At 71.9% G+C, this 17855-nt stretch carries 17 protein-coding genes and 2 tRNA genes; 9 read left to right on the top strand and 10 right to left on the bottom strand.

Annotated features, from left to right (window positions below; all coding sequences use genetic code 11):
• Window positions 1-22 precede the first annotated feature (22 nt).
• Window positions 23-1300 carry an ATP-dependent Clp protease ATP-binding subunit ClpX gene (gene clpX / locus RKE38_RS01685; RefSeq protein ID WP_316005729.1) on the bottom strand — a complete coding sequence of 426 codons (1278 nt, stop codon included), beginning with the start codon at window positions 1298-1300 and terminating at the stop codon, window positions 23-25.
• 298 nt (window positions 1301-1598) lie between these two features.
• Here clpX and RKE38_RS01690 point away from each other — a divergent pair, with 298 nt between their 5' ends.
• Window positions 1599-2675 carry a TerC/Alx family metal homeostasis membrane protein gene (locus RKE38_RS01690; protein ID WP_316005730.1) on the top strand — a complete coding sequence of 359 codons (1077 nt, stop codon included), beginning with the start codon at window positions 1599-1601 and terminating at the stop codon, window positions 2673-2675.
• Window positions 2676-3008: 333 nt separating this feature from the next.
• On the opposite strand, the gene RKE38_RS01695 is transcribed toward RKE38_RS01690, so the two are convergent.
• From RKE38_RS01695 to RKE38_RS01715, 5 genes are read right to left on the bottom strand one after another with little or no spacing between them, the layout of a single operon-like run.
• Window positions 3009-3662 (bottom strand): ATP-dependent Clp protease proteolytic subunit, encoded by a 654-nt coding sequence (locus tag RKE38_RS01695; RefSeq protein ID WP_316007575.1) that lies wholly within the window; start codon window positions 3660-3662, stop codon window positions 3009-3011.
• 32 nt (window positions 3663-3694) lie between these two features.
• Entirely contained in the window at window positions 3695-4345 is a 651-nt protein-coding gene (locus tag RKE38_RS01700; protein ID WP_410055419.1) for an ATP-dependent Clp protease proteolytic subunit, read from the bottom strand.
• Between the two features lie 31 nt (window positions 4346-4376).
• A complete protein-coding gene (locus RKE38_RS01705) occupies window positions 4377-5441 on the bottom strand; it encodes a UbiA family prenyltransferase (RefSeq protein ID WP_316005732.1) in 1065 nt (354 codons plus the stop codon).
• Complete coding sequence (locus tag RKE38_RS01710) at window positions 5438-5599, bottom strand: hypothetical protein (RefSeq protein ID WP_316005733.1); 162 nt, start codon at window positions 5597-5599, stop codon at window positions 5438-5440. The genes RKE38_RS01705 and RKE38_RS01710 overlap by 4 nt, the downstream gene beginning before the upstream one ends.
• Window positions 5600-5643: 44 nt before the next feature.
• A complete protein-coding gene (locus RKE38_RS01715; RefSeq protein ID WP_316005734.1) occupies window positions 5644-6888 on the bottom strand; it encodes an MFS transporter in 1245 nt (414 codons plus the stop codon).
• 94 nt (window positions 6889-6982) lie between these two features.
• On the opposite strand from RKE38_RS01715, the gene RKE38_RS01720 reads away from it, so the two are divergent.
• Window positions 6983-8056, top strand: a complete 1074-nt coding sequence (locus tag RKE38_RS01720) for a substrate-binding domain-containing protein (protein ID WP_316005735.1) — start codon at window positions 6983-6985, stop codon at window positions 8054-8056.
• A gap of 72 nt (window positions 8057-8128) precedes the next feature.
• On the opposite strand, the gene RKE38_RS01725 is transcribed toward RKE38_RS01720, so the two are convergent.
• The 3 genes from RKE38_RS01725 to tig form a co-directional block, all read right to left on the bottom strand.
• Window positions 8129-9463: a hypothetical protein gene (locus tag RKE38_RS01725; protein ID WP_316005736.1), complete on the bottom strand. Its 1335-nt coding sequence runs from the start codon at window positions 9461-9463 to the stop codon at window positions 8129-8131.
• 133 nt (window positions 9464-9596) lie between these two features.
• Entirely contained in the window at window positions 9597-10052 is a 456-nt protein-coding gene (locus tag RKE38_RS01730) for a hypothetical protein (RefSeq protein WP_316005737.1), read from the bottom strand.
• 125 nt (window positions 10053-10177) lie between these two features.
• Window positions 10178-11509, bottom strand: coding sequence for a trigger factor (gene tig / locus RKE38_RS01735; protein ID WP_316007576.1), 1332 nt, complete (start codon window positions 11507-11509; stop codon window positions 10178-10180).
• Window positions 11510-11705: 196 nt separating this feature from the next.
• Here tig and RKE38_RS01740 point away from each other — a divergent pair, with 196 nt between their 5' ends.
• The 6 genes from RKE38_RS01740 to RKE38_RS01765 all read left to right on the top strand — a co-directional run bounded on the left by RKE38_RS01740 (window position 11706) and on the right by RKE38_RS01765 (window position 17408).
• The gene (locus RKE38_RS01740; RefSeq protein WP_316005738.1) at window positions 11706-12242 is read left to right on the top strand and encodes a hypothetical protein; all 537 of its coding nucleotides are present in this window, start codon (window positions 11706-11708) and stop codon (window positions 12240-12242) included.
• Complete coding sequence (locus RKE38_RS01745) at window positions 12239-13660, top strand: NAD(P)/FAD-dependent oxidoreductase (protein WP_316005739.1); 1422 nt, start codon at window positions 12239-12241, stop codon at window positions 13658-13660. The genes RKE38_RS01740 and RKE38_RS01745 overlap by 4 nt, the downstream gene beginning before the upstream one ends.
• 104 nt (window positions 13661-13764) lie before the next feature.
• Window positions 13765-14760, top strand: coding sequence for a zinc metalloprotease (locus RKE38_RS01750; protein WP_316005740.1), 996 nt, complete (start codon window positions 13765-13767; stop codon window positions 14758-14760).
• 323 nt (window positions 14761-15083) lie between these two features.
• Entirely contained in the window at window positions 15084-16277 is a 1194-nt protein-coding gene (locus RKE38_RS01755) for a S53 family peptidase (protein WP_316005741.1), read from the top strand.
• A gap of 156 nt (window positions 16278-16433) precedes the next feature.
• Window positions 16434-17039 carry a hypothetical protein gene (locus RKE38_RS01760; RefSeq protein WP_316005742.1) on the top strand — a complete coding sequence of 202 codons (606 nt, stop codon included), beginning with the start codon at window positions 16434-16436 and terminating at the stop codon, window positions 17037-17039.
• Between the two features lie 246 nt (window positions 17040-17285).
• Window positions 17286-17408 carry a hypothetical protein gene (locus RKE38_RS01765; protein ID WP_316005743.1) on the top strand — a complete coding sequence of 41 codons (123 nt, stop codon included), beginning with the start codon at window positions 17286-17288 and terminating at the stop codon, window positions 17406-17408.
• Between the two features lie 32 nt (window positions 17409-17440).
• Here the strand turns inward: RKE38_RS01765 and RKE38_RS01770 are convergent.
• Window positions 17441-17514 (bottom strand) — tRNA-Gly (locus tag RKE38_RS01770).
• Between the two features lie 81 nt (window positions 17515-17595).
• On the opposite strand from RKE38_RS01770, the gene RKE38_RS01775 reads away from it, so the two are divergent.
• A tRNA-Pro gene (locus tag RKE38_RS01775) sits at window positions 17596-17669 on the top strand.
• The last annotated feature ends 186 nt before the right edge of the window (window positions 17670-17855 follow it).

The following is a 17855-nucleotide window of genomic DNA, read 5'->3' on the forward strand; positions in this document are numbered from 1 at the left end:
CGGGACGGAGCCCGCCGGGGGGTCAGGCGGAGCGCTTGCGCGTGCGCTTGGGCTCCTCGTCGCGGCGCACGATCGTCGGCAGGACGTTCTCGCGCACGACCTCGGGGGTCACGACCACCTTGGCGATGCCGTCGTCGCTGGGCACGTCGAACATGACCGGGAGGAGGACCTCCTCCATGATCGCGCGGAGCCCGCGGGCGCCGGTGCCGCGGTTGAGGGCGGAGTCGGCGATCGCCTCGAGGGCGTCGTCGGTGAACTCGAGCTCGACCCCGTCGATCTCGAACATCTTCTTGTACTGCTTGACCAGCGCGTTGCGCGGCTCGGACAGGATCGTCACGAGCGCGTCGCGGTCGAGCGGGCTGACCGTCGTGATGACCGGCAGGCGGCCGATGAACTCGGGGATGAGCCCGAACTTCATGAGGTCCTCGGGCATGACCTCGTGGATCGACTCGGCGAGGTCCTTCGGCGTGTGCAGCTCGGACCCGAAGCCCAGGCCCTTCTTGCCGTTGCGCGACTCGATGAGCTTCTCCAGGCCGGCGAACGCGCCGCCCACGATGAACAGCACGTTCGTCGTGTCGATCTGGATGAACTCCTGGTGCGGGTGCTTGCGGCCACCCTGCGGCGGGACGGACGCGGTCGTGCCCTCGAGGATCTTCAGCAGGGCCTGCTGCACGCCCTCGCCCGACACGTCGCGGGTGATCGACGGGTTCTCGCTCTTACGGGCGATCTTGTCGACCTCGTCGATGTAGATGATGCCGGTCTCGGCCTTCTTGACGTCGTAGTCGGCGGCCTGGATCAGCTTGAGCAGGATGTTCTCGACGTCCTCGCCGACGTAGCCGGCCTCGGTGAGGGCGGTCGCGTCGGCGATGGCGAACGGCACGTTGAGCATCTTGGCCAGCGTCTGGGCGAGGTAGGTCTTGCCGCAGCCCGTGGGCCCGATGAGCAGGATGTTGGACTTGGCGATGTCGACCGACTCGGCGTCCTTCTTGCCACCGGTGTGCTCACCGGCCTGGATGCGCTTGTAGTGGTTGTAGACGGCGACGGCCAGGGCCTTCTTCGCGACGTCCTGCCCCACGACGTAGTTCTGCAGGAAGTCGTAGATCTCGCGCGGCTTGGGCAGCTCGTCCAGCCCCAGCTCGGAGGACTCGGCGAGCTCCTCCTCGATGATCTCGTTGCAGAGGTCGATGCACTCGTCGCAGATGTACACGCCCGGTCCTGCGATGAGCTTCTTGACCTGCTTCTGGCTCTTCCCGCAGAACGAGCACTTCAGCAGGTCGCCGCTCTCTCCCATGCGTGCCACGCGACGTCCTCCGTGTGTTGGTGCGGGCGCGGTGCCCGCCTCCGGTGCTGCCCGGTGTCGCGGCAGCAGGTCCGACGGTACCCGCCGGACCACTCCATTCTCCCCATTGAATCGCCGAGACCCAGCCGGGGTCTGCCTTGTCCGCTCAGAGCGGACAACCGGCGGCCGATCCCGTAGAATCGTCAACGAGGGGAGTACTTCCCAAGCCCGGACCGGTCAGTACGAGCGCTCCACAGCGTTCCCGGCCCGGCACCGCCCAGCGGTGAAGGAGACCTCGGACACCGATCCGAGGACGACCATGCCCGCTCTCCCCCTTGTCGCCACCCACCCCCTGGCGGCGGCCGACGCCGCCGCCACCGACCCCGCCGCCTCCGGCCCCTCCGTCGCCGGTCCGCTGCTCTGGGGCCTCACCCTGGCCGCCGTGCTGGCGCTCGTGCTGCTGGACTTCCTGCTGACCCGGCGCCCGCACCGGGTGTCGATGCGCGAGGCCGCCGGGTGGTCGGCCTTCTACATCGCCCTGCCCCTGGCGTTCGGCGCCTGGATCTGGAGCCGGTTCGGGAGCCAGACGGGGCTGGAGTACTACACCGGCTACCTCGTCGAGAAGTCGCTGTCGGTCGACAACCTGTTCGTGTTCATGCTCGTGCTGGCCGGGTTCGCGGTGCCCCGTGAGCTGCAGCAGCGGGTCCTGCTCATCGGCGTGGTCGGGGCGCTCGTGCTCCGTGGCGTCTTCATCGCCCTGGGGGCGCAGATGCTGGCCCACTTCGACTGGACGTTCCTGCTGTTCGGCCTGGTCCTGCTCGCCACCGGCGTCAAGCTGCTCCGGGACGCCCTGCGCGGCTCGGGTCACGGCGTCGACACCGCCAACCTGCGCAGCGTGCGCCTGCTGCGCCGGCTTCTGCCGGTCACCGACTCCTACGAGGGCCCGCGCATGACGGTGCGGCGCGGCGGCCGGCGGGCCCTCACCCCGCTGGCGCTGGTGACCGTCGCCATCCTCGGCACCGACATCGTCTTCGCGATCGACTCGGTCCCGGCCGTCTACGGCATCACCGGCGACCCGTACCTCGTCTTCGCCACGAACGCCTTCGCCCTGCTGGGCCTGCGGGCGCTGTACTTCGTGCTCGAGGGCGCGCTGTCCAAGCTCGTGCACCTCGGCTACGGGCTCGCCGCCATCCTCGGCTTCATCGGGGTCAAGCTCGTCCTGCACTGGGCCCACGGCACCTGGCCGGCCGTCCCCACGGTCCCGACGCTCGCCTCCCTGGGCGTCATCGTGGGCGTCCTGGCCCTGGTCACCGTGACCAGCCTGGTCGCCTCCCGGCGCGCCGCCACCGCAGGCGAGGCCGGGCAGGCCGTCCGGGAGCGCCAGCTCCAGCGCTGACCGGCCCCGGACGCAGGTATGCCGCCCGCTCTGGTGAGCGGGCGGCATACCAGTTGGTGCATGAGGCGTCCGCCTCGGGCTTGCTCAGTCCTCGAACCCGATGGTCGGCCTGAGCGAACCGCCCCTGCGGGCCTCGCTCGTTCCTCGCTCGGGTCCTCGGGGCTTGCTCAGTCCTCGAACCCGATGGTCGGCCTGAGCGAACCGCCCCTGCGGGCCTCGCTCGTTCCTCGCTCGGGTCCTCGGGGCTTGCTCAGTCCTCGAACCCGATGGTCGGCCTGAGCGAACCGCCCCTGCGGGCCTCGCTCGTTCCTCGCTCGGGTCCTCGGGGCTTGCTCAGTCCTCGAAGGAGGCCTTGCGGGAGGCGAGCACCTCGTCGATGAGGCCGTACTCCTTGGCCTCCTCGGCCGACAGGATCTTGTCGCGCTCGATGTCGCTGCGGACCTGCTCCACGGTGCGACCGGAGTGCTGGGCCCAGGTCTCCTCGAGCCAGGTGCGCATGCGCAGCACCTCGTTGGCCTGGATCTCGATGTCGGACGCCTGGCCGTAGTCGCCACCGGCGAGCGCCGGCTGGTGGATGAGGATGCGGCTGTTCGGCAGCGCGAACCGCTTGCCCTTGGCGCCCGCCGACAGCAGCACCGCGGCAGCCGAGGCCGCCTGGCCGACGACGAACGTCTGCACGTCGGGTCGGATGTACTGCATCGTGTCGTAGATCGCGGTCATGGCCGTGAACGAGCCGCCGGGGCTGTTGATGTACATGAGGATGTCGCGGTCGGGGTCCTGCGACTCCAGCACGATGAGCTGGGCGATGACGTCGTCCGCGGACGCGTCGTCGACCTGCACGCCGAGGAAGATGATGCGGTCCTCGAAGAGCTTGGTGTAGGGGTCGAGCCGCTTCATGCCGTAGGAGGTGCGCTCCTCGAACTGCGGCAGGATGTAGCGGCTGGACGGGCCCGGGACGTGCAGGCCGCCGGGGGCGGCGCCGTGCATGCGGGGGTTGATGTTCGCGTTCACGTCGTTCCTCACTTGTCCCCGGTGACGGGGTTGTCGTCGTCGCTGCCACGGCGGCCACCGGCCTGCGAGGCGCTGCTGAACACGTGGTCGACGAAGCCGTACTCCTTGGCCTCCTCGGCGCTGAACCAGCGGTCGCGGTCGGAGTCCTTCTCGATCTGCTCGAGGGGCTGGCCGGTGTGCTCGGCGATGAGCTCGGCCATCTGCTTCTTCACGAAGAGCATCTGCTCGGCCTGGATCTTGATGTCCGAGGCGGTGCCGCCGATGCCGCCCGACGGCTGGTGCATCATCACGCGGGCGTGGGGGGTGGCGTACCGCTTGCCCTTGGTGCCGGCGGAGAGCAGGAACTGGCCCATCGAGGCCGCCATGCCCATCGCGACGGTCGCCACGTCGTTCGGGATCCACTTCATGGTGTCGTAGATCGCCATGCCCGCGGAGATCGAGCCGCCGGGGCTGTTGATGTAGAGCCAGATGTCCTTGCCCGGGTCCTCGGCCGCCAGGAGCAGCAGCTGGGCACAGATCGCGTTCGCGTTGTCGTCGCGCACGTCGGAGCCGAGGAAGATGATCCGCTCCTTGAGCAGACGGTTGTAGATGTGGTCGTCCAGACCACCCTGCGGCCGCTCGTCCTGAGCGACGATCTCACTGGTCACGCTGGTCTCCATCACTCGCGGGTGTTTGAACCTGTCGATGACCCTAACGTGGCCCCCCGTCCGCGCAGTCCCCGAATCCCCCCGTGTTCGCCCTGAGCGCAGAGCGCTCAAGGCCCGCGCCGACGCCGGCCGCCGGCCCCCTGCTCCCCCGCGCCGGGCCGTGTCGCACCATCTGCGCCGCCTGGCCGAGGGTGAGCACGACGACCCCTGCCGCGAGCAGGTCCGTGACGAGCGGCGGGGTCCCCGCGGCGCTCCCCGCGAGGGGGGCGAGCAGCACGAGGACCGTTCCCCGGCCGACGATCGCGAGCGCCGAGACGACCCACTCCTCGCGCCGGTGCCCCGGGTCCGCGGCCAGGACCCGGAGCAGGTGCACGGCCGCGACCGTCCCGAGCAGGGTTCCGACGGCGGTGGTGACCGTGCGGTGCGGCGAGAGCAGGAGCGCCAGGGCGGGGGCTGCCACCCAGCAGGCCGCGCTGAACCGGCAGGTCGCGACCCGTCCGTGCCGCACGAGGAAGGTGCGCTTGCCGAAGAGGGTGTCGCCGCGGACGTCACGGAAGTCCTTGAGCACGATGCGACCGACGAACCCGACGTACAGCGCACCGAGGAACGGCAGGTCGGTCGCCCGCACCTCACCCCTGCCGGCGAGGGCGCCCAGCAGGTAGGGCACCGCGACGTACAGCGCCGGCAGGCTCAGCGACGCGACGGCGCCCCGCTCCGCGAGCCGCACCGGGCCGACGGAGTATGCCGTGCTCACCGCGACGCCGGCCGCCGCCACCAGCAGGGCCACCGGCCCCAGCCAGGCCGCGGCCGCCAGGGTCGCCGCGAGCGCCACGGCGGCCACCGCGCGGAGCTGCCCGCGGTGGGCGCGCCCGCCGGCGAGCACCCGCCGCGCGTCGTCCGGAAGGTTGACGGCGTCGATGCAGGCGTCGGCGAGGTCGTTGACGACGGCCGACCAGACGAGGAACGGCAGCAGCACGAGGACCACGCGCAGCAGGGCCCACGAGGAGGCGGACCCTGCCACGGTCAGCCCGCACGCGGCATACAGCACGAGGAGGAGCAGGACCGGCGGCCGCAGCATCGCCCACGCGATGCGCACGTACGGCCTCACTTGTTGCTCCCGTAGGAGCCCATGGCCGCCACGACGAGCAGCAGGAAGCCGAACCAGACCAGTCCGGCGACCAGGGCGGCGGCGACCACCGCCAGGGCGACGATCACGAGGATGCGGCCCCACGAGGTGGGTCGGGGCCTGTCGAGGGGTTCGTCCATGGGCGGACGCTAGGGGCCCGGCGCGGGCCCCCGCGTCCGCCGCGCTACTCAGTTCCGGCGGGTTCGGGGGCTCCCGGGACGAGCGTCCCGCTCTCCCGGGTGGCCGGGATGACGAGCATCCCGAGGAAGACCATCGCCGTGACGACCAGGAGGGCCTTGAGGACGGTGAAGTGGTCGCCGAGGAAGCCGAGCAGCGGCGGGCCGCCGATGAAGGCGGTGTACCCGATCGTGGCGACGACGGACATCCGGGCACCCGCCCGGGCCGGGTCGTCGGCCGACGCGCTCATCCCCACCGGGAACCCGAGCGAGGCGCCGATGCCCCACACGGCCGTCCCGGCATACGCCACCACCGGGTTGCCGAAGATCACCATGATCGAGCCGATGGCGGCCAGGGCGAACGTGGCCCGCAGGACCGGCACCCGGCCGTACCGGTCGAGCATCCCCGTCCCCAGCAGGCGGCCCAGCGTCATGAAGCTCAGGAAGACCGCGAAGGCGAGCACGCCCGCCCACGCCGGCAGGCCGTGGCCCTCGACGAAGCCGACCGCGATCCAGTCGTTGGCCGTGCCCTCGGTGAAGGCCGCGGCGAGGACCACCATGCCGATCATCAGGGTGCGCGGCTCGAGCCACGCCGAGCGCGGCTTTCCCGCGGCCGGCACCGTGGCTGCCTGCTCGTCCGCCTCGGTGGTCTTCTCCTCGACGGCGCGGGGCAGGAAGGCACGCACGCCCCACCAGCCCAGCACGGCGGCGACGGCCAGCGCCCCGAGGAAGTGCGGGACGAGCGACACGCCGGCCCAGGACATGAGCGAGCCCACCAGCGCGGCCACGACCGTGCCCCCGGAGAAGGCGGCGTGGAAGTGCGGCATGACGTTGCGCCCCAGCAGCCGCTCGACCGCCGCGCCCTCGAGGTTCATCGCGACGTCCCAGAGGCCGACGCCCATGCCGAGCAGGAACAGGCCCGCTGCCATCAGCGGTCGCGAGCGGGCGACGTCGACGGCCAGCCCGACCGCCACCAGGCCCACGGCGGAGACGCACATGCCGGCCACGACCGTGCGCGAGGCTCCCATCCGGTCGGCGACGCGCCCGGCGAAGGGCAGGGCGAGCACCGAGCCGCAGGACGCCGCGAAGAGCGTGAGCCCCAGCTGGCCTGCGCTCAGGCCGAGCGCCGCCTTGCTGTCGGCGATGCGGGAGGCGAAGGAGGAGAACACGACGCCGGCGAGGGCGAAGACGACGAAGACGGCGTTGCGGGCGGTGCGCACCCGCGTCAGGTCGGGGGCGAGGGTCTGGGTCACGGGGAGCTTCTCGGGAGGACGGGGCGGGGCCGGGATGGGTGGGAGGACTGCGGTCGAATCGTTTCGATCGAATCGATTCGATAGTCTGTCCCCCATGGCCGGTCCCCGTCAACCTCGCGTCACCCTGCGCGCCGTCGCCGACGCCGCCGGGGTGTCCACCTCCACCGCGTCGCTGGCGTTCAGCGGCAAGGGGCCGGTCGCGCCGGAGACGGTCGAGCGCGTGCTGGCGGCGGCGGCCGAGCTCGGCTACACCGGCCCCGACCCGCTGGCCTCCTCGCTGCGCCAGGGGCGCTCCGGCGTCGTCGGGGTGGTCGTGGAGGGCCGGCTCGGCCACGCCTTCCGCGACCCCTTCGCCGTGTCGGTGCTCGACGGCCTCTCCCAGGTGCTCGACGAGGTGCCCGCCGGGATGCTGCTCATCGCCCAGCCCGCCGGCGACCCCGACCGGGCCATCGCCCACCTCGGCTCGGCCGCCCTCGACGCCGTGGTGTTCTCGCTCTGCGGCCCGGACACCAACCCCGCGGTGGACCACCTCGCGGCCCGCGGGATCCCGATGATCGGCGACGGCGCCCCGGCCGACCCGCGGGTGGTCAACCTCTCGCTGGACAACCTCGGCGCCGGCGCCGAGGTCGCCCGGCTCGTCCGCGACCTCGGGCACCGACGGGTCGCCCACCTGCTCATGCCGCTCGGGCCGCACGCCGTCACCGGCCCCACCACGCTCGAGGAGGTCGACGCCGCCGTCTTCGTCGACACCCGCGACCGCGCACTGGGGTTCGTCGACGTCTTCGGGCCGGACCTGCCGCTCGTGCAGACGGCCCTGCCGGACGTCGAGCAGGCGGCCCTGGCCGTCCGGCCGCTGCTCGAGCTGCCCGCCGGCGAGCGCCCCACGGCGGTCGTGGCCCAGTCCGACCTGCTCGCCCTCGGCGTGGTCCGGGCTGCCGGCGACCTCGGCCTGCGCGTGCCCGAGGACCTGAGCGTGACCGGGTTCGACGGGGTCGACCTCCCCTGGTTCGACGGGGTGCTCACCACCGTCGACCAGCAGGGCGAGGCCAAGGGCCGCCACCTGGGCGCCATGGTTCGCGCCCTGCTCGACGACCGGCAGCCGGAGGCGGCCGTCCACCCCACCACCCTGCGGGTGGGCACGACGACCGCTCCCCCTGCTTGCACGTGACTTGATCCGATTAAGGCGCCTGGGTGGTATCGGGTACCGCTGACATCACCCAGGCGTTCCAAGGCACCGCAGTCACCTTTGGACGCGAGTTGCACTTCCCGGCTCTACAGCCTGGTCGAGCGAAGGCGACCGCAGTGGTGCGGCGGCTGTCGGCACCTGGTAGAGGTCGAACCGCCCCGTCACATCGAGGGCCAGGTTGACGCTGCCGGAGTTGTTGTAGACGGAGAAGCGGTTGGCCGTGCCCAGGGAAACGAACGCAGCGTTGGCAGCGATCTCGCCTGCCGCCACGTTGAGGTTGCTGACTGGTGGTCGGGCCTGATCCGCCTCGAAGAGGGTGAGGTAGGTCGCTCGAGTGGGCGCGATCGCAGTGGCGTTCGCGACGATCGCGTATGTCGCGTCGAGGGCCGCCGGGGACCCCGCGGTGAAGGTGCGGGTGCCAGCCGCACCGATCGGGGAGGCAACGCCGTCGCCCAAGCCGTTGCGCGTGTCGACGATGCGCTGCGGCGCGATCGGGGCAAAACGCAGGCCCTCTGTCTGGTTGACGAGGTAGATCCCCACGACGTCGACCACGACATGCACCGAGGCGGTGGAGCTGCCGTTCTCGATGGCAAAGACTGGCGTGCCGTCGCCGGGATCGATGACGGCCGGCACCACGGCCATGTTCGGCACCACCTGGCCCTTGACGTAGTTCAGGTTGGACGCGTTCGGCCGAGCCCCGGTGCCGTCCCATGCGGTGACGAAGCCGGAGCCGGTGCCGTTGATCGCGGTGATGTTGACCGCGTAGGCCTTGACGTTCGCATTCTGCGCACCGAAGTCGTATCCCAAGATCCAGCTGTCGCCCGGCACGAGGATGCCGTTGTCCGGGTCGCGAGAGTCGAAGAGGCGGCCAGGAGTGGCCAGGGGTGCGTACATCGAGCCGATGCCCTTGGTGCCGGAGATGTCGGAGCCGGCGTAGTACCCCATCACGTCAGCGACGACGTTCACCGAACCGGAGTTGTTGTAGATGCGGACCTTTCCGTCGGAGCCGACAGGGACAGTCACGAGGTTCGCACGCACCGCGCGGGGCGCCAGGTTGAGGCTCGAGACGCCCGGTCGCGTGCTCCCCGACGGGTAGGCGGTGAGGTAGGTCGAGCTTGTCGGCGTGACACCTGTGAGGTTGAGTACCACCGCAGATGCGGCGTTCCCGGTGGGAATGCCTGCCCGCCCACCGAGCTGGAGGGCTATCTCGCCGCGCGGTCCAAGAGGCGCCTTGGGCGCTCCGAGCCCAGTTCGCGTGTCGAGCACGCGTTGGTTCGTGGTGACGGAGTAATACGTGCCGACAGCTGTGTCAGCGGCCGCCGCGGCAGGTCCCGCGGTCACGGTGGTCGATGCGGCTGCAGTCGCGAGCGCGACGACCAGCATGGTCATACGGATCTTCATGAGGGTCCTGACGTGGGTCCTGTCGAAGGCGGGACGGCCGTGCCACCTCCGCCGATCTGACGGTAGCGCACGGCGGCAGGCGGAATTGGGCAAACTGCAGCAAACGTCCCTTGCTCGTCGGCTAGCGGGAGGTCCCGGTGGCCCCTGCGCCGTTGACGACGCCGTTCCCCGTGGCGCCGGACTCCTGCGGTGCCAGGGCCAGCGGCGGCTCCGCCACGAGCTGCAGGGTGACGTAGCTGCCGCGGTCGTCGACCGTGAAGGCGCCCTCGAACTCCATGATGCTGTCGGTGCACACGACCGTGTGGGCCTCCCAGCGGGCGTCCACGACCGCGGTCGCCCACACCCGCTCCATGCCCATCCCCGCCTCCCAGGGCAGCACGTCCTCGGCGCACCGGCACACGCCGATGACGAGCCGGTCGACGTCGTCGGTCCGGCCGAGCTCGACCTCGGCGAACAGGCCGCTGCCCTCCAGGGCCGTCTCGACGGTGCGCTTGAGTGCTCGGGCGTGCTGGGAGTCCGCCGGGTGGGCGTTCTCCTGCACCGCCAGACGCAGCTTGTGAAAGCCCGCTTGGTCCATGGCTCATGGTCCTGTGGGCAGGCCGCGGCAGCCATCACACCAATGACGTATGCCGTGCACCCGCGTCGGGTGCACGGCATACGTTTGCGTGCGGTTGTCGCCCCGCTCAGGGGCGACGGGCCTGCTCAGGCGTGGTCGTGGCCCTCGTGGTCGCCGTCGGCGTCCTCGACGAGCTGCGAGGCCACGTCGGTGGCGGTGACCTCGTTGAGGTCGATCTGGGCGCCGGTGGTGTCGACGACCGTGGCCTTCTCCAGGACCGCGGCGAGCGCCTTGCGACGGGCGACCTCGGCGACCATGGCCGGGACCTGGCCCTGCTGGTCGATCGCCTGGGCGAACTGGTTCGGGTCCATGCCGTACTGCTGGGCCGACATGACGAGGTACTCGATGAGCTCGGGCTGCTCGACGCTGACCTCCTCGCGCTCGGCGATCGCGTCGAGCAGGAACTGGGCCTTGAGCGCCTTGCGGGTGCTCGCGTCGACCTCGGCGCGGTGCTCGTCGTCCTCGAGCCGGCTCTCGCCCTCGAGGTGCGCGTGCACCTCGGCCTCGACGATGCCGTCGGGCACCGGGATGTCGAGGGTGTCGAGCAGGTGCTCGAGCACCTTGTCGCGGGCCTGGACGCCCTGCTCGAACTTCTTGGCGCGCTCGGCCTGCTTGGTGACGTCCTCGCGCAGCTCGCGCAGCGTGTCGAACTCCGAGGCCAGCTGGGCGAAGTCGTCGTCGAGGGCGGGGAGCTCGCGCACCTTGACCGACTGCACGGTCACGGTGACCTCGGCGTCCTCGCCCTCACGGTCGCCACCGGCCAGCGGCGCGGTGAAGGTCTTGGTCTCGCCGGCCTCCATGCCGACGAGCGCCTCGTCGAGGCCGTCGAGCATGTTCTTGCTGCCGACCTCGTAGGAGATGCCGGTGACCGAGTCGATCTCGTCGTCGCCGATGACGGCGCGCAGGTCGATCGAGACGAAGTCGCCGTCCTCGACGGCGCGCTCGACGCCCTTGAGGGTGCCGAACCGCTCCTGCAGCGCGACGAGCCGCTCCTCGACGTCCTCGTCGGACGCCTTGGCCTCGTCGACCTCGACGGTGATGGTGCTGAAGTCCTCGGGGAGGGTGACCTCGGGGCGGACGTCGACCTCGACGGTGAACTTGAGCTCCTGGCCCTCCTCGGCCGGCACCTCGGTGACGTCGACCTCGGGCTGCCCGATCGGGCGGACCTTGTTCTCCTCGACGGCCTGCCCGTAGAACTGCGGGAGGGCCTCGTTGACGGCCTCCTGGAGGACCGCACCGCGCCCGACGCGCTGGTCGATGATGCGGCTGGGGACCTTGCCCTTGCGGAAGCCGGGGACCTGGATCTGGCTGCCGATCGTCGCGTACGCCGCGTCGAGGCTCGGCTTGAGCTCCTCGAACGGGACCTCGACGGTCAGCTTGACCCGGGTCGGGTTGAGGGTCTCGACGGCACTCTTCACTGCGCGGTACTCCATGCTCGTGGGGCAAAGGGAAGGACCCGGGGTGCGCGGCGGGTGCGCGCACGGTCGACCGGGCCACCGCTCATGCTAGCCGTCCCCGGGCGCAGAGCCGAACCCGCCGCCGGCGCCCTCCCCCGGGCGTCGGGGTGGGTCGCTGCCGAGCGCGGTCCCCCGGTCGCCTCCTAGGGTGGCGGTCATGACGATCCCGGCCACCAGGCCTGCGACCCCGCTGCGGGCGCTGCAGACGACCGTCGGCGCGGTGATGGGCGGCCTGGTCGTCCTGGCCGTCCTGCTCGGGGGCGTCGTGCTCGGCCTGCACGGCTACCCGCCGACGTGGGTGCCGTGGGTGCTCGGCGCGCTCGCCCTGGTGGCCCACGTGCTGTGCACCGTCGTCGGCTACCGCGCGCCCGCGGTCGCGCCGACCACGCCGGCCCGGGAGGCGGCCGTCGCCGGGCGGATGGCCTTCCAGCAGTCGACCTTCGTTCGGCTCGCCATCTGTGAGGCGGTCGGTGTCGTCGGCATCGCCCTCGCCTTCGCCGTGACGCCGCGGACAGGCATGACCGTCGTCGTCGGCGTCGTGCTCAGCCTGGCCCTCCTCCTCCTGCACGTGTGGCCCGGGGCGAGGGTCCTCGGCCGCGTCGAGCGCTCCCTGGACCGCGACGGGGGACGGTCCTACCTCACCGACACCATGCACGGCCGCGAGCCCGGCCAGAACGGAGCACTCCTGTCATGACCGACGAGTACGACGTCATCGTCATCGGCGCGGGACCGGTCGGTGAGAACGCCGCGGACCGCGCGCACAAGGGCGGCCTCACGGTCGCGATCGTGGAGAAGCACCTCGTCGGCGGCGAGTGCAGCTTCTACGCCTGCTCGCCGAGCAAGGCGCTGCTGCGCCCGATCCACGCCACCCGCGCCTCGCAGCGGGTGCAGGGCTCGGAGGGCGCGCGGGTCGACCGCGACGGCGTCCTCGCCCGCAGGGACGCCTGGGTCAACCGGGTGGGCACGAGCGACCGGCTCGACGACTCGGGACAGGTCGACTGGCTCGACCACGTGGGCATCGACCTCGTGCGTGGGGAGGCCCGGCTCACCGGTGAGCGCACCGTCGAGGTCGGCGACCGGACGCTGCGGGCCCGCCAGGCCGTCATCCTCGCCACCGGCAGCTCGCCCCTCGTGCCGGACCTTCCGGGCCTGCGGGCAGCGAACCCGTGGACCAACCGCGAGGCGACCACCTCGCGCACCGTGCCGGGCCGGCTGGCCATCCTCGGCGGCGGCGTCGTGGCCGCCGAGCTCGCGCAGGTGTATGCCGCCCTCGGCTCGACCGTGACCGTCATCGAGCAGGCGGACGGCCTGCTCGGGCGCCACGAGCCCTTCGCGGGCGAGGCCGTGCGCACGGCGCTGGAGGCCGACGGCGTGGACGTGCGCCTGTCCACGAAGGCCGAGTCGGTCGACCGGCCCGGGGGCTCGGGCGAGGTCACGGTGTCGCTGTCCGACGGGTCGAGCGTCGTCGCCGACGAGCTGCTCGTGGCCGTGGGACGCCGGCCGGCCACCGGGGGCCTCGGCCTCGAGGCCGTCGGCGCGCTCACCTCGAAGCCGGGCTACGTCCAGGTCACCGAGCGCATGGAGGTCAAGGGTCTCGAGGGCGATCCGTGGCTCTACGCCGTCGGCGACGTCACCGGCATCGCGCTGCTCACCCACATGGGCAAGTACCAGGGACGGGCCGTCGGCGACCTCGTCGCCGCCCGCGCCGCCGGGCGACCCGACGACGAGCCGGGGATGACCCCGTACGCCACGTCGCTCGGTTCCCCCCAGGTCGTCTTCACCGACCCGGAGGTGGCGGCCGCGGGCCTCACCGAGGCCGAGGCGCGTGACCGGGGCCTGTCGATCCGCGTGGTCGACGTGCCCATGGACAGCGCGGCCGGTTCGGGGCTGCAGGCCGAGGGCTACCAGGGCCGGGCGCGGATGATCGTCGACGAGGACCGCCAGGTCGTCGTCGGGGCGACCTTCGTCGGCCAGGACGTGGCGGAGCTGGTGCACGCGGCCACGGTGGCGATCGTGGGTGAGGTGCCGCTGCGGAACCTGTGGCACGCGGTCCCGTCCTACCCGACGATGAGCGAGATCTGGCTGCGCCTGCTCGAGGAGTACGGCCTCTGACCTGCGCAAAGGGGCGGGCTCGAGGGGTTCCGTCCCCTCGGCCCGCGAGGTAGCGTCCGCCGGAAGCCCCTCCGCACGGGGGACCGGATCAGAAGGGACCACCCATGCCTGTCCGCACACCACTGCGCCTCGGCGCCCTGGCCGCCACCGCGGCCCTCGCGCTCCTCGGCAGCAGCAGCACCGCCTCCGGGGGCGCCTCCTCCGCGACGGCCCTCTCCCCCGGAGCCGCCGCGTGCGCCGAGACCGGCTCCGCCGGCAGCGCCGCTCGGGTCAGGCCGGGTGCCAAGGGGGCCGAGCCCGAGCTCTACCCCAAGAACGAGGCGAACGCATACGGCACGCTGACCGACCGGCCGACGCTGGCGCCCGGCTCCGTGACCGTGCCGGTGGTCTTCCACATGGTCTCCGACCACGAGAACTCGCCCGCGGAGAAGGCACGCTGGGAGTCCCTGATCAGCGCGCAGATGAAGGTGCTGAACGACTCGTACTCCGGAGCGACCGCGGCTGACGCCGCCGACACCCCGTTCCGGTTCAGCCTGACCAAGGTCACGTGGTCGGTGAACCCGGCCTGGTACACCGTCGTGCCGGGCAAGGCCGGCGTGGAGAAGGAGATGAAGGCCGCGCTGTACGAGGGCGACGCGCGGACCCTCAACGTGTACGCCGGCAACATCGGTGGCGGGCTGCTCGGCTGGGCCTACTTCCCCAAGGGCTACAACCACGGCCGCGACTACATCGACGGCGTGGTGATGCTCGACGAGTCGATGCCCGGTGGCCGCAACCCCGACGACCCGTCGAAGCCCTGGAGGTACGGCGAGGGCGACACCCTCACGCACGAGGTCGGGCACTGGCTGATGCTCGAGCACACCTTCGCCCACGGCTGCGCCGCGAGCGGCGACTGGGTGGCCGACACCGCCCCCGAGGCGGCCCCGCAGTTCAACTGCCCCGAGGGCGCCGACACGTGCCCTGCACCCGGGCTGGACCCGATCCACAACTTCATGGACTACACGCAGGACTCCTGCATGGACATGTTCACCGCCGGCCAGGCCGACCGCATGAGCGACGCCTGGCAGCAGTTCCGCGCCGGGGGCGGCAAGGGCAGCTGACGCCACGCCCGACCCACACGACCGTGCCGCGGGGCTGCTGCCCCCGCGGCACGGTCGTGGGTGGCGGGGCACGGCGGTGAGTGGCGGGGCACGGTCGTGGGTGGCGCGGCCACGTCGCGCGGCGAGACGGCGCCATGCAGCACGACCGCCTCCCAGGCCCATGACATCCGTCATGAACCTTTTCCATTTCTCTCACAAGCGCTGACCAAGTTCCGACAGGACCTTCCGGACTTGGCGAGGAATCTTGTGCGACAAGGGGATTCGTCACAGATTCGCCCGGGGACGACAGCCGTCGCCCCTGCCCCCCATGCAGGAGATGACCCATGCGCAAGCAGCTCCTCGCCGTGGCGCTCGCCGCCACGGCAACCACGGGCCTGGTCGCCACCGCGACCACGTCCGCCTCGGCCGCCTCTCCCCGCGCCCACGCGGCGCGCGTGTGCAGTGCACCGACGTCCCCCACCGTCGCCGCGTGCGACGCCCTCAAGCTGGTCGACGACCACGGCACGGCAGTCAGCCCGTCCGGCCGCACCGTGACCCCGTCCGCGATCTCGGGCAAGACCCCGACGGACATCCAGAGCGCGTACAAGCTGAGCGGGCTGTCGGCCGGCGGGCGCACCGTCGCCATCGTCGACGCCTACGGCTACTCCAAGGCCGAGCAGGACCTCGCCGTCTACCGCTCGCAGTGGGGGCTGCCCGCCTGCACCACCGCCAACGGCTGCCTGAAGATCCTGAACCAGACCGGGGGCACGAGCCTGCCGCGCTACGACAACGGCTGGGCCCAGGAGCAGGCGCTCGACCTCGACGCCGTGTCGGCCGCGTGCCCGAGCTGCAAGATCGTCCTCGTGCAGGCCTCCTCCTCGAGCCTGACGAACCTCGGCACCGCGGTGAACACCGCCGCCAAGCAGCCCGGCGTCGTGGCGATCTCCAACTCCTACGGCGGCGGCGACCTCGCCGACAGCAGCTACGGCAGCTACTACAACCACCCCGGCATCGCGGTGACCGCCTCCACCGGTGACAACGGCTACCAGGGCGGCAGCTTCCCCGCGTCGTCGCACTACGTGACCGCCGTCGGCGGGACGTCGCTGTATGCCGCGTCGAACACCCGCGGGTGGACCGAGTCCGCCTGGAGCGGTGCCGGCTCCGGCTGCACCACCCTCAACGCCGCCCCGTCCGGCCAGACGACCGCCATGACGAACTGCTCGGGTCGCGCCATCGCCGACGTGTCCGCGGTCGCCGACCCGAACACCGGCCTCGCGGTCTACGCCCCGTCGACCAAGACGACCTCCGGGTGGGCGCAGTACGGCGGCACCAGCCTGTCCTCGCCGCTCGTCGCGTCGGTCTACGCCCTGTCGGGCAACACCGCCGGCTACGCGAACACCCTCCCGTACGCCAACTCCTCCGGCCTGTTCGACGTGACGTCGGGCAGCAACGGCACGTGCGCCTCGTGGTGCACCGCGGGCACGGGTTGGGACGGCCCGACCGGCCTGGGCACCCCGAACGGCACCAGCGCCTTCTGAGCCCACGTGACCCGTCAGGGGCGTCCCGGGCACTGACCCCCGGGACGACGACGGCCCGCCACCTCCCGGTGGCGGGCCGTCGTGCTGGGTTCCGGGACGTTGGCCCGTGCCGGGCGCCAGGGGTCGGCGGCATGGTGGGGTCAGGAGGTGGGCGCCATGTCGACCCGGTCCCTCGCCCCGTCAGCACCTGAGGTGGCCGGCTCGCGTCCGGGCAGACGCCTTCCGTGGATCCTGCTCGCCGCCGTGGTGGCCCTGACGGGAGCCTTCGCCGCGCTGCTGTGGTCCTCCGCCGTGAGCACCGCCGTGACGGCGTCGCTCGAGGCGGCCACCCACGGACCGCCGTCGGGCCTCACGGTCACGGCGCACCCCGACCCGTGGTTCGTCTACACCGAGGACGGCTCTCGGGTCTCGCGGGTGTCCGTGACGGCCCCGGACGGCTCCTCCCCGCCGGTCACGCTGACGTCGTCCACCATCGGCTACAGCCCGCACCGTGAGGGCCGCCAGGTGGCCCGCTTCGAGCTGCCGGCCGGCGCCGGTCTCGTCGACCTGCGGGTGGTCGTCGACGTGGTCGACGCGGCGCAGTCGGACCCCGCGGCCACCATCGCCGTCACCACCTTCGACGTGGCGGGCTTCGAGAACGTGCACCGCTGGGGCATGGTCGCACTGCTCGTGGTCGACCTCGGCGCGGCCGCAGCAGTCCTGGTGACGGCCGGGCGCGCTCCGGCGAGAAGGGACCCGGTGCCCACCGGAGGGCGCGGCTGAGCCGCCGCGGGCGGGCGGCGGCAGAGGGGCGGGCGGCGGCAGCAGGGCGGCCGGCGGCAGCGGGCGGGGCGGACCGCCTCGGGCGGGGGCGCACCCGTGGGCCTTCCGGCCCTGTCGACGCCGCGGGCTCGCAATACGTTCGAAGGTGGGAGCCTGCACACAGGCGGGTGGGTCGCACGGTGCGGCCGGGTGGGGCGCAGACGGGGGGATCGTCATGGCGACGGTCAAGCAGCTGCAAAACTGACCATGTCGTTCGGCTGGGCCAGCTCCGTCCCGTTCGTCGGGGAGCTGATGGACCGCGTCGGCTGGAACGGCGACCGCGACCTCGACGTCATGGTGGCCAACCTGAAGAAGGCCATCGAGTCCTGAGGCCATCGAGTTCTGGGCCATCGGGTCCTGGGTGGAGCGGGTGACGAGAATCGAACTCGCGTAGCCAGTTTGGAAGACTGGGGCTCTACCATTGAGCTACACCCGCGCGGGCCCGCGACGGCGTCGCGAACCCGAGGCGTTAGCCTAATGGCCGCGCTCCGCTGGGATGAAATCGACCTGCGAGCGACGGGGTATGGCGCAGGTTGGTAGCGCGTCCGCTTTGGGAGCGGAAGGCCGCCGGTTCAAATCCGGCTACCCCGACGGACGGCCAAGCTTGCGCAGGCCGTCGGCGGGGAGCCGGATGCAGGAAGCCGGAGCGTGCGCGCCGAGGAACGAGGCGCGACCGCGACGGCGGCTCCGGCTACCCCGACGGACCACCAGCACCGCGCTCGACTCCGGGCCACCGACCCGCGACTGCAGCGCGCAGGTCCGGGGTCCAGTGGCCCG

This window comes from Phycicoccus sp. M110.8 (genome assembly GCF_032464895.1).
Lineage (GTDB): Bacteria > Actinomycetota > Actinomycetes > Actinomycetales > Dermatophilaceae > Pedococcus.

What these genes read in the sequence shown, in the direction of transcription:
- RKE38_RS01690 (WP_316005730.1), top strand. Translation starts at nt 1,599, where the DNA reads ATGCCCGCTCTCCCCCTTGTCGCCACCCACCCCCTGGCGGCGGCCGAC.
- RKE38_RS01695 (WP_316007575.1), bottom strand. Translation starts at nt 3,662, where the DNA reads ATGCACGGCGCCGCCCCCGGCGGCCTGCACGTCCCGGGCCCGTCCAGC.
- RKE38_RS01700 (WP_410055419.1), bottom strand. Translation starts at nt 4,345, where the DNA reads ATGGAGACCAGCGTGACCAGTGAGATCGTCGCTCAGGACGAGCGGCCG.
- RKE38_RS01710 (WP_316005733.1), bottom strand. Translation starts at nt 5,599, where the DNA reads ATGGACGAACCCCTCGACAGGCCCCGACCCACCTCGTGGGGCCGCATC.
- RKE38_RS01720 (WP_316005735.1), top strand. Translation starts at nt 6,983, where the DNA reads ATGGCCGGTCCCCGTCAACCTCGCGTCACCCTGCGCGCCGTCGCCGAC.
- RKE38_RS01725 (WP_316005736.1), bottom strand. Translation starts at nt 9,463, where the DNA reads ATGACCATGCTGGTCGTCGCGCTCGCGACTGCAGCCGCATCGACCACC.
- RKE38_RS01730 (WP_316005737.1), bottom strand. Translation starts at nt 10,052, where the DNA reads ATGGACCAAGCGGGCTTTCACAAGCTGCGTCTGGCGGTGCAGGAGAAC.
- RKE38_RS01740 (WP_316005738.1), top strand. Translation starts at nt 11,706, where the DNA reads ATGACGATCCCGGCCACCAGGCCTGCGACCCCGCTGCGGGCGCTGCAG.
- RKE38_RS01745 (WP_316005739.1), top strand. Translation starts at nt 12,239, where the DNA reads ATGACCGACGAGTACGACGTCATCGTCATCGGCGCGGGACCGGTCGGT.
- RKE38_RS01750 (WP_316005740.1), top strand. Translation starts at nt 13,765, where the DNA reads ATGCCTGTCCGCACACCACTGCGCCTCGGCGCCCTGGCCGCCACCGCG.
- RKE38_RS01755 (WP_316005741.1), top strand. Translation starts at nt 15,084, where the DNA reads ATGCGCAAGCAGCTCCTCGCCGTGGCGCTCGCCGCCACGGCAACCACG.
- RKE38_RS01760 (WP_316005742.1), top strand. Translation starts at nt 16,434, where the DNA reads ATGTCGACCCGGTCCCTCGCCCCGTCAGCACCTGAGGTGGCCGGCTCG.
- RKE38_RS01765 (WP_316005743.1), top strand. Translation starts at nt 17,286, where the DNA reads ATGTCGTTCGGCTGGGCCAGCTCCGTCCCGTTCGTCGGGGAGCTGATG.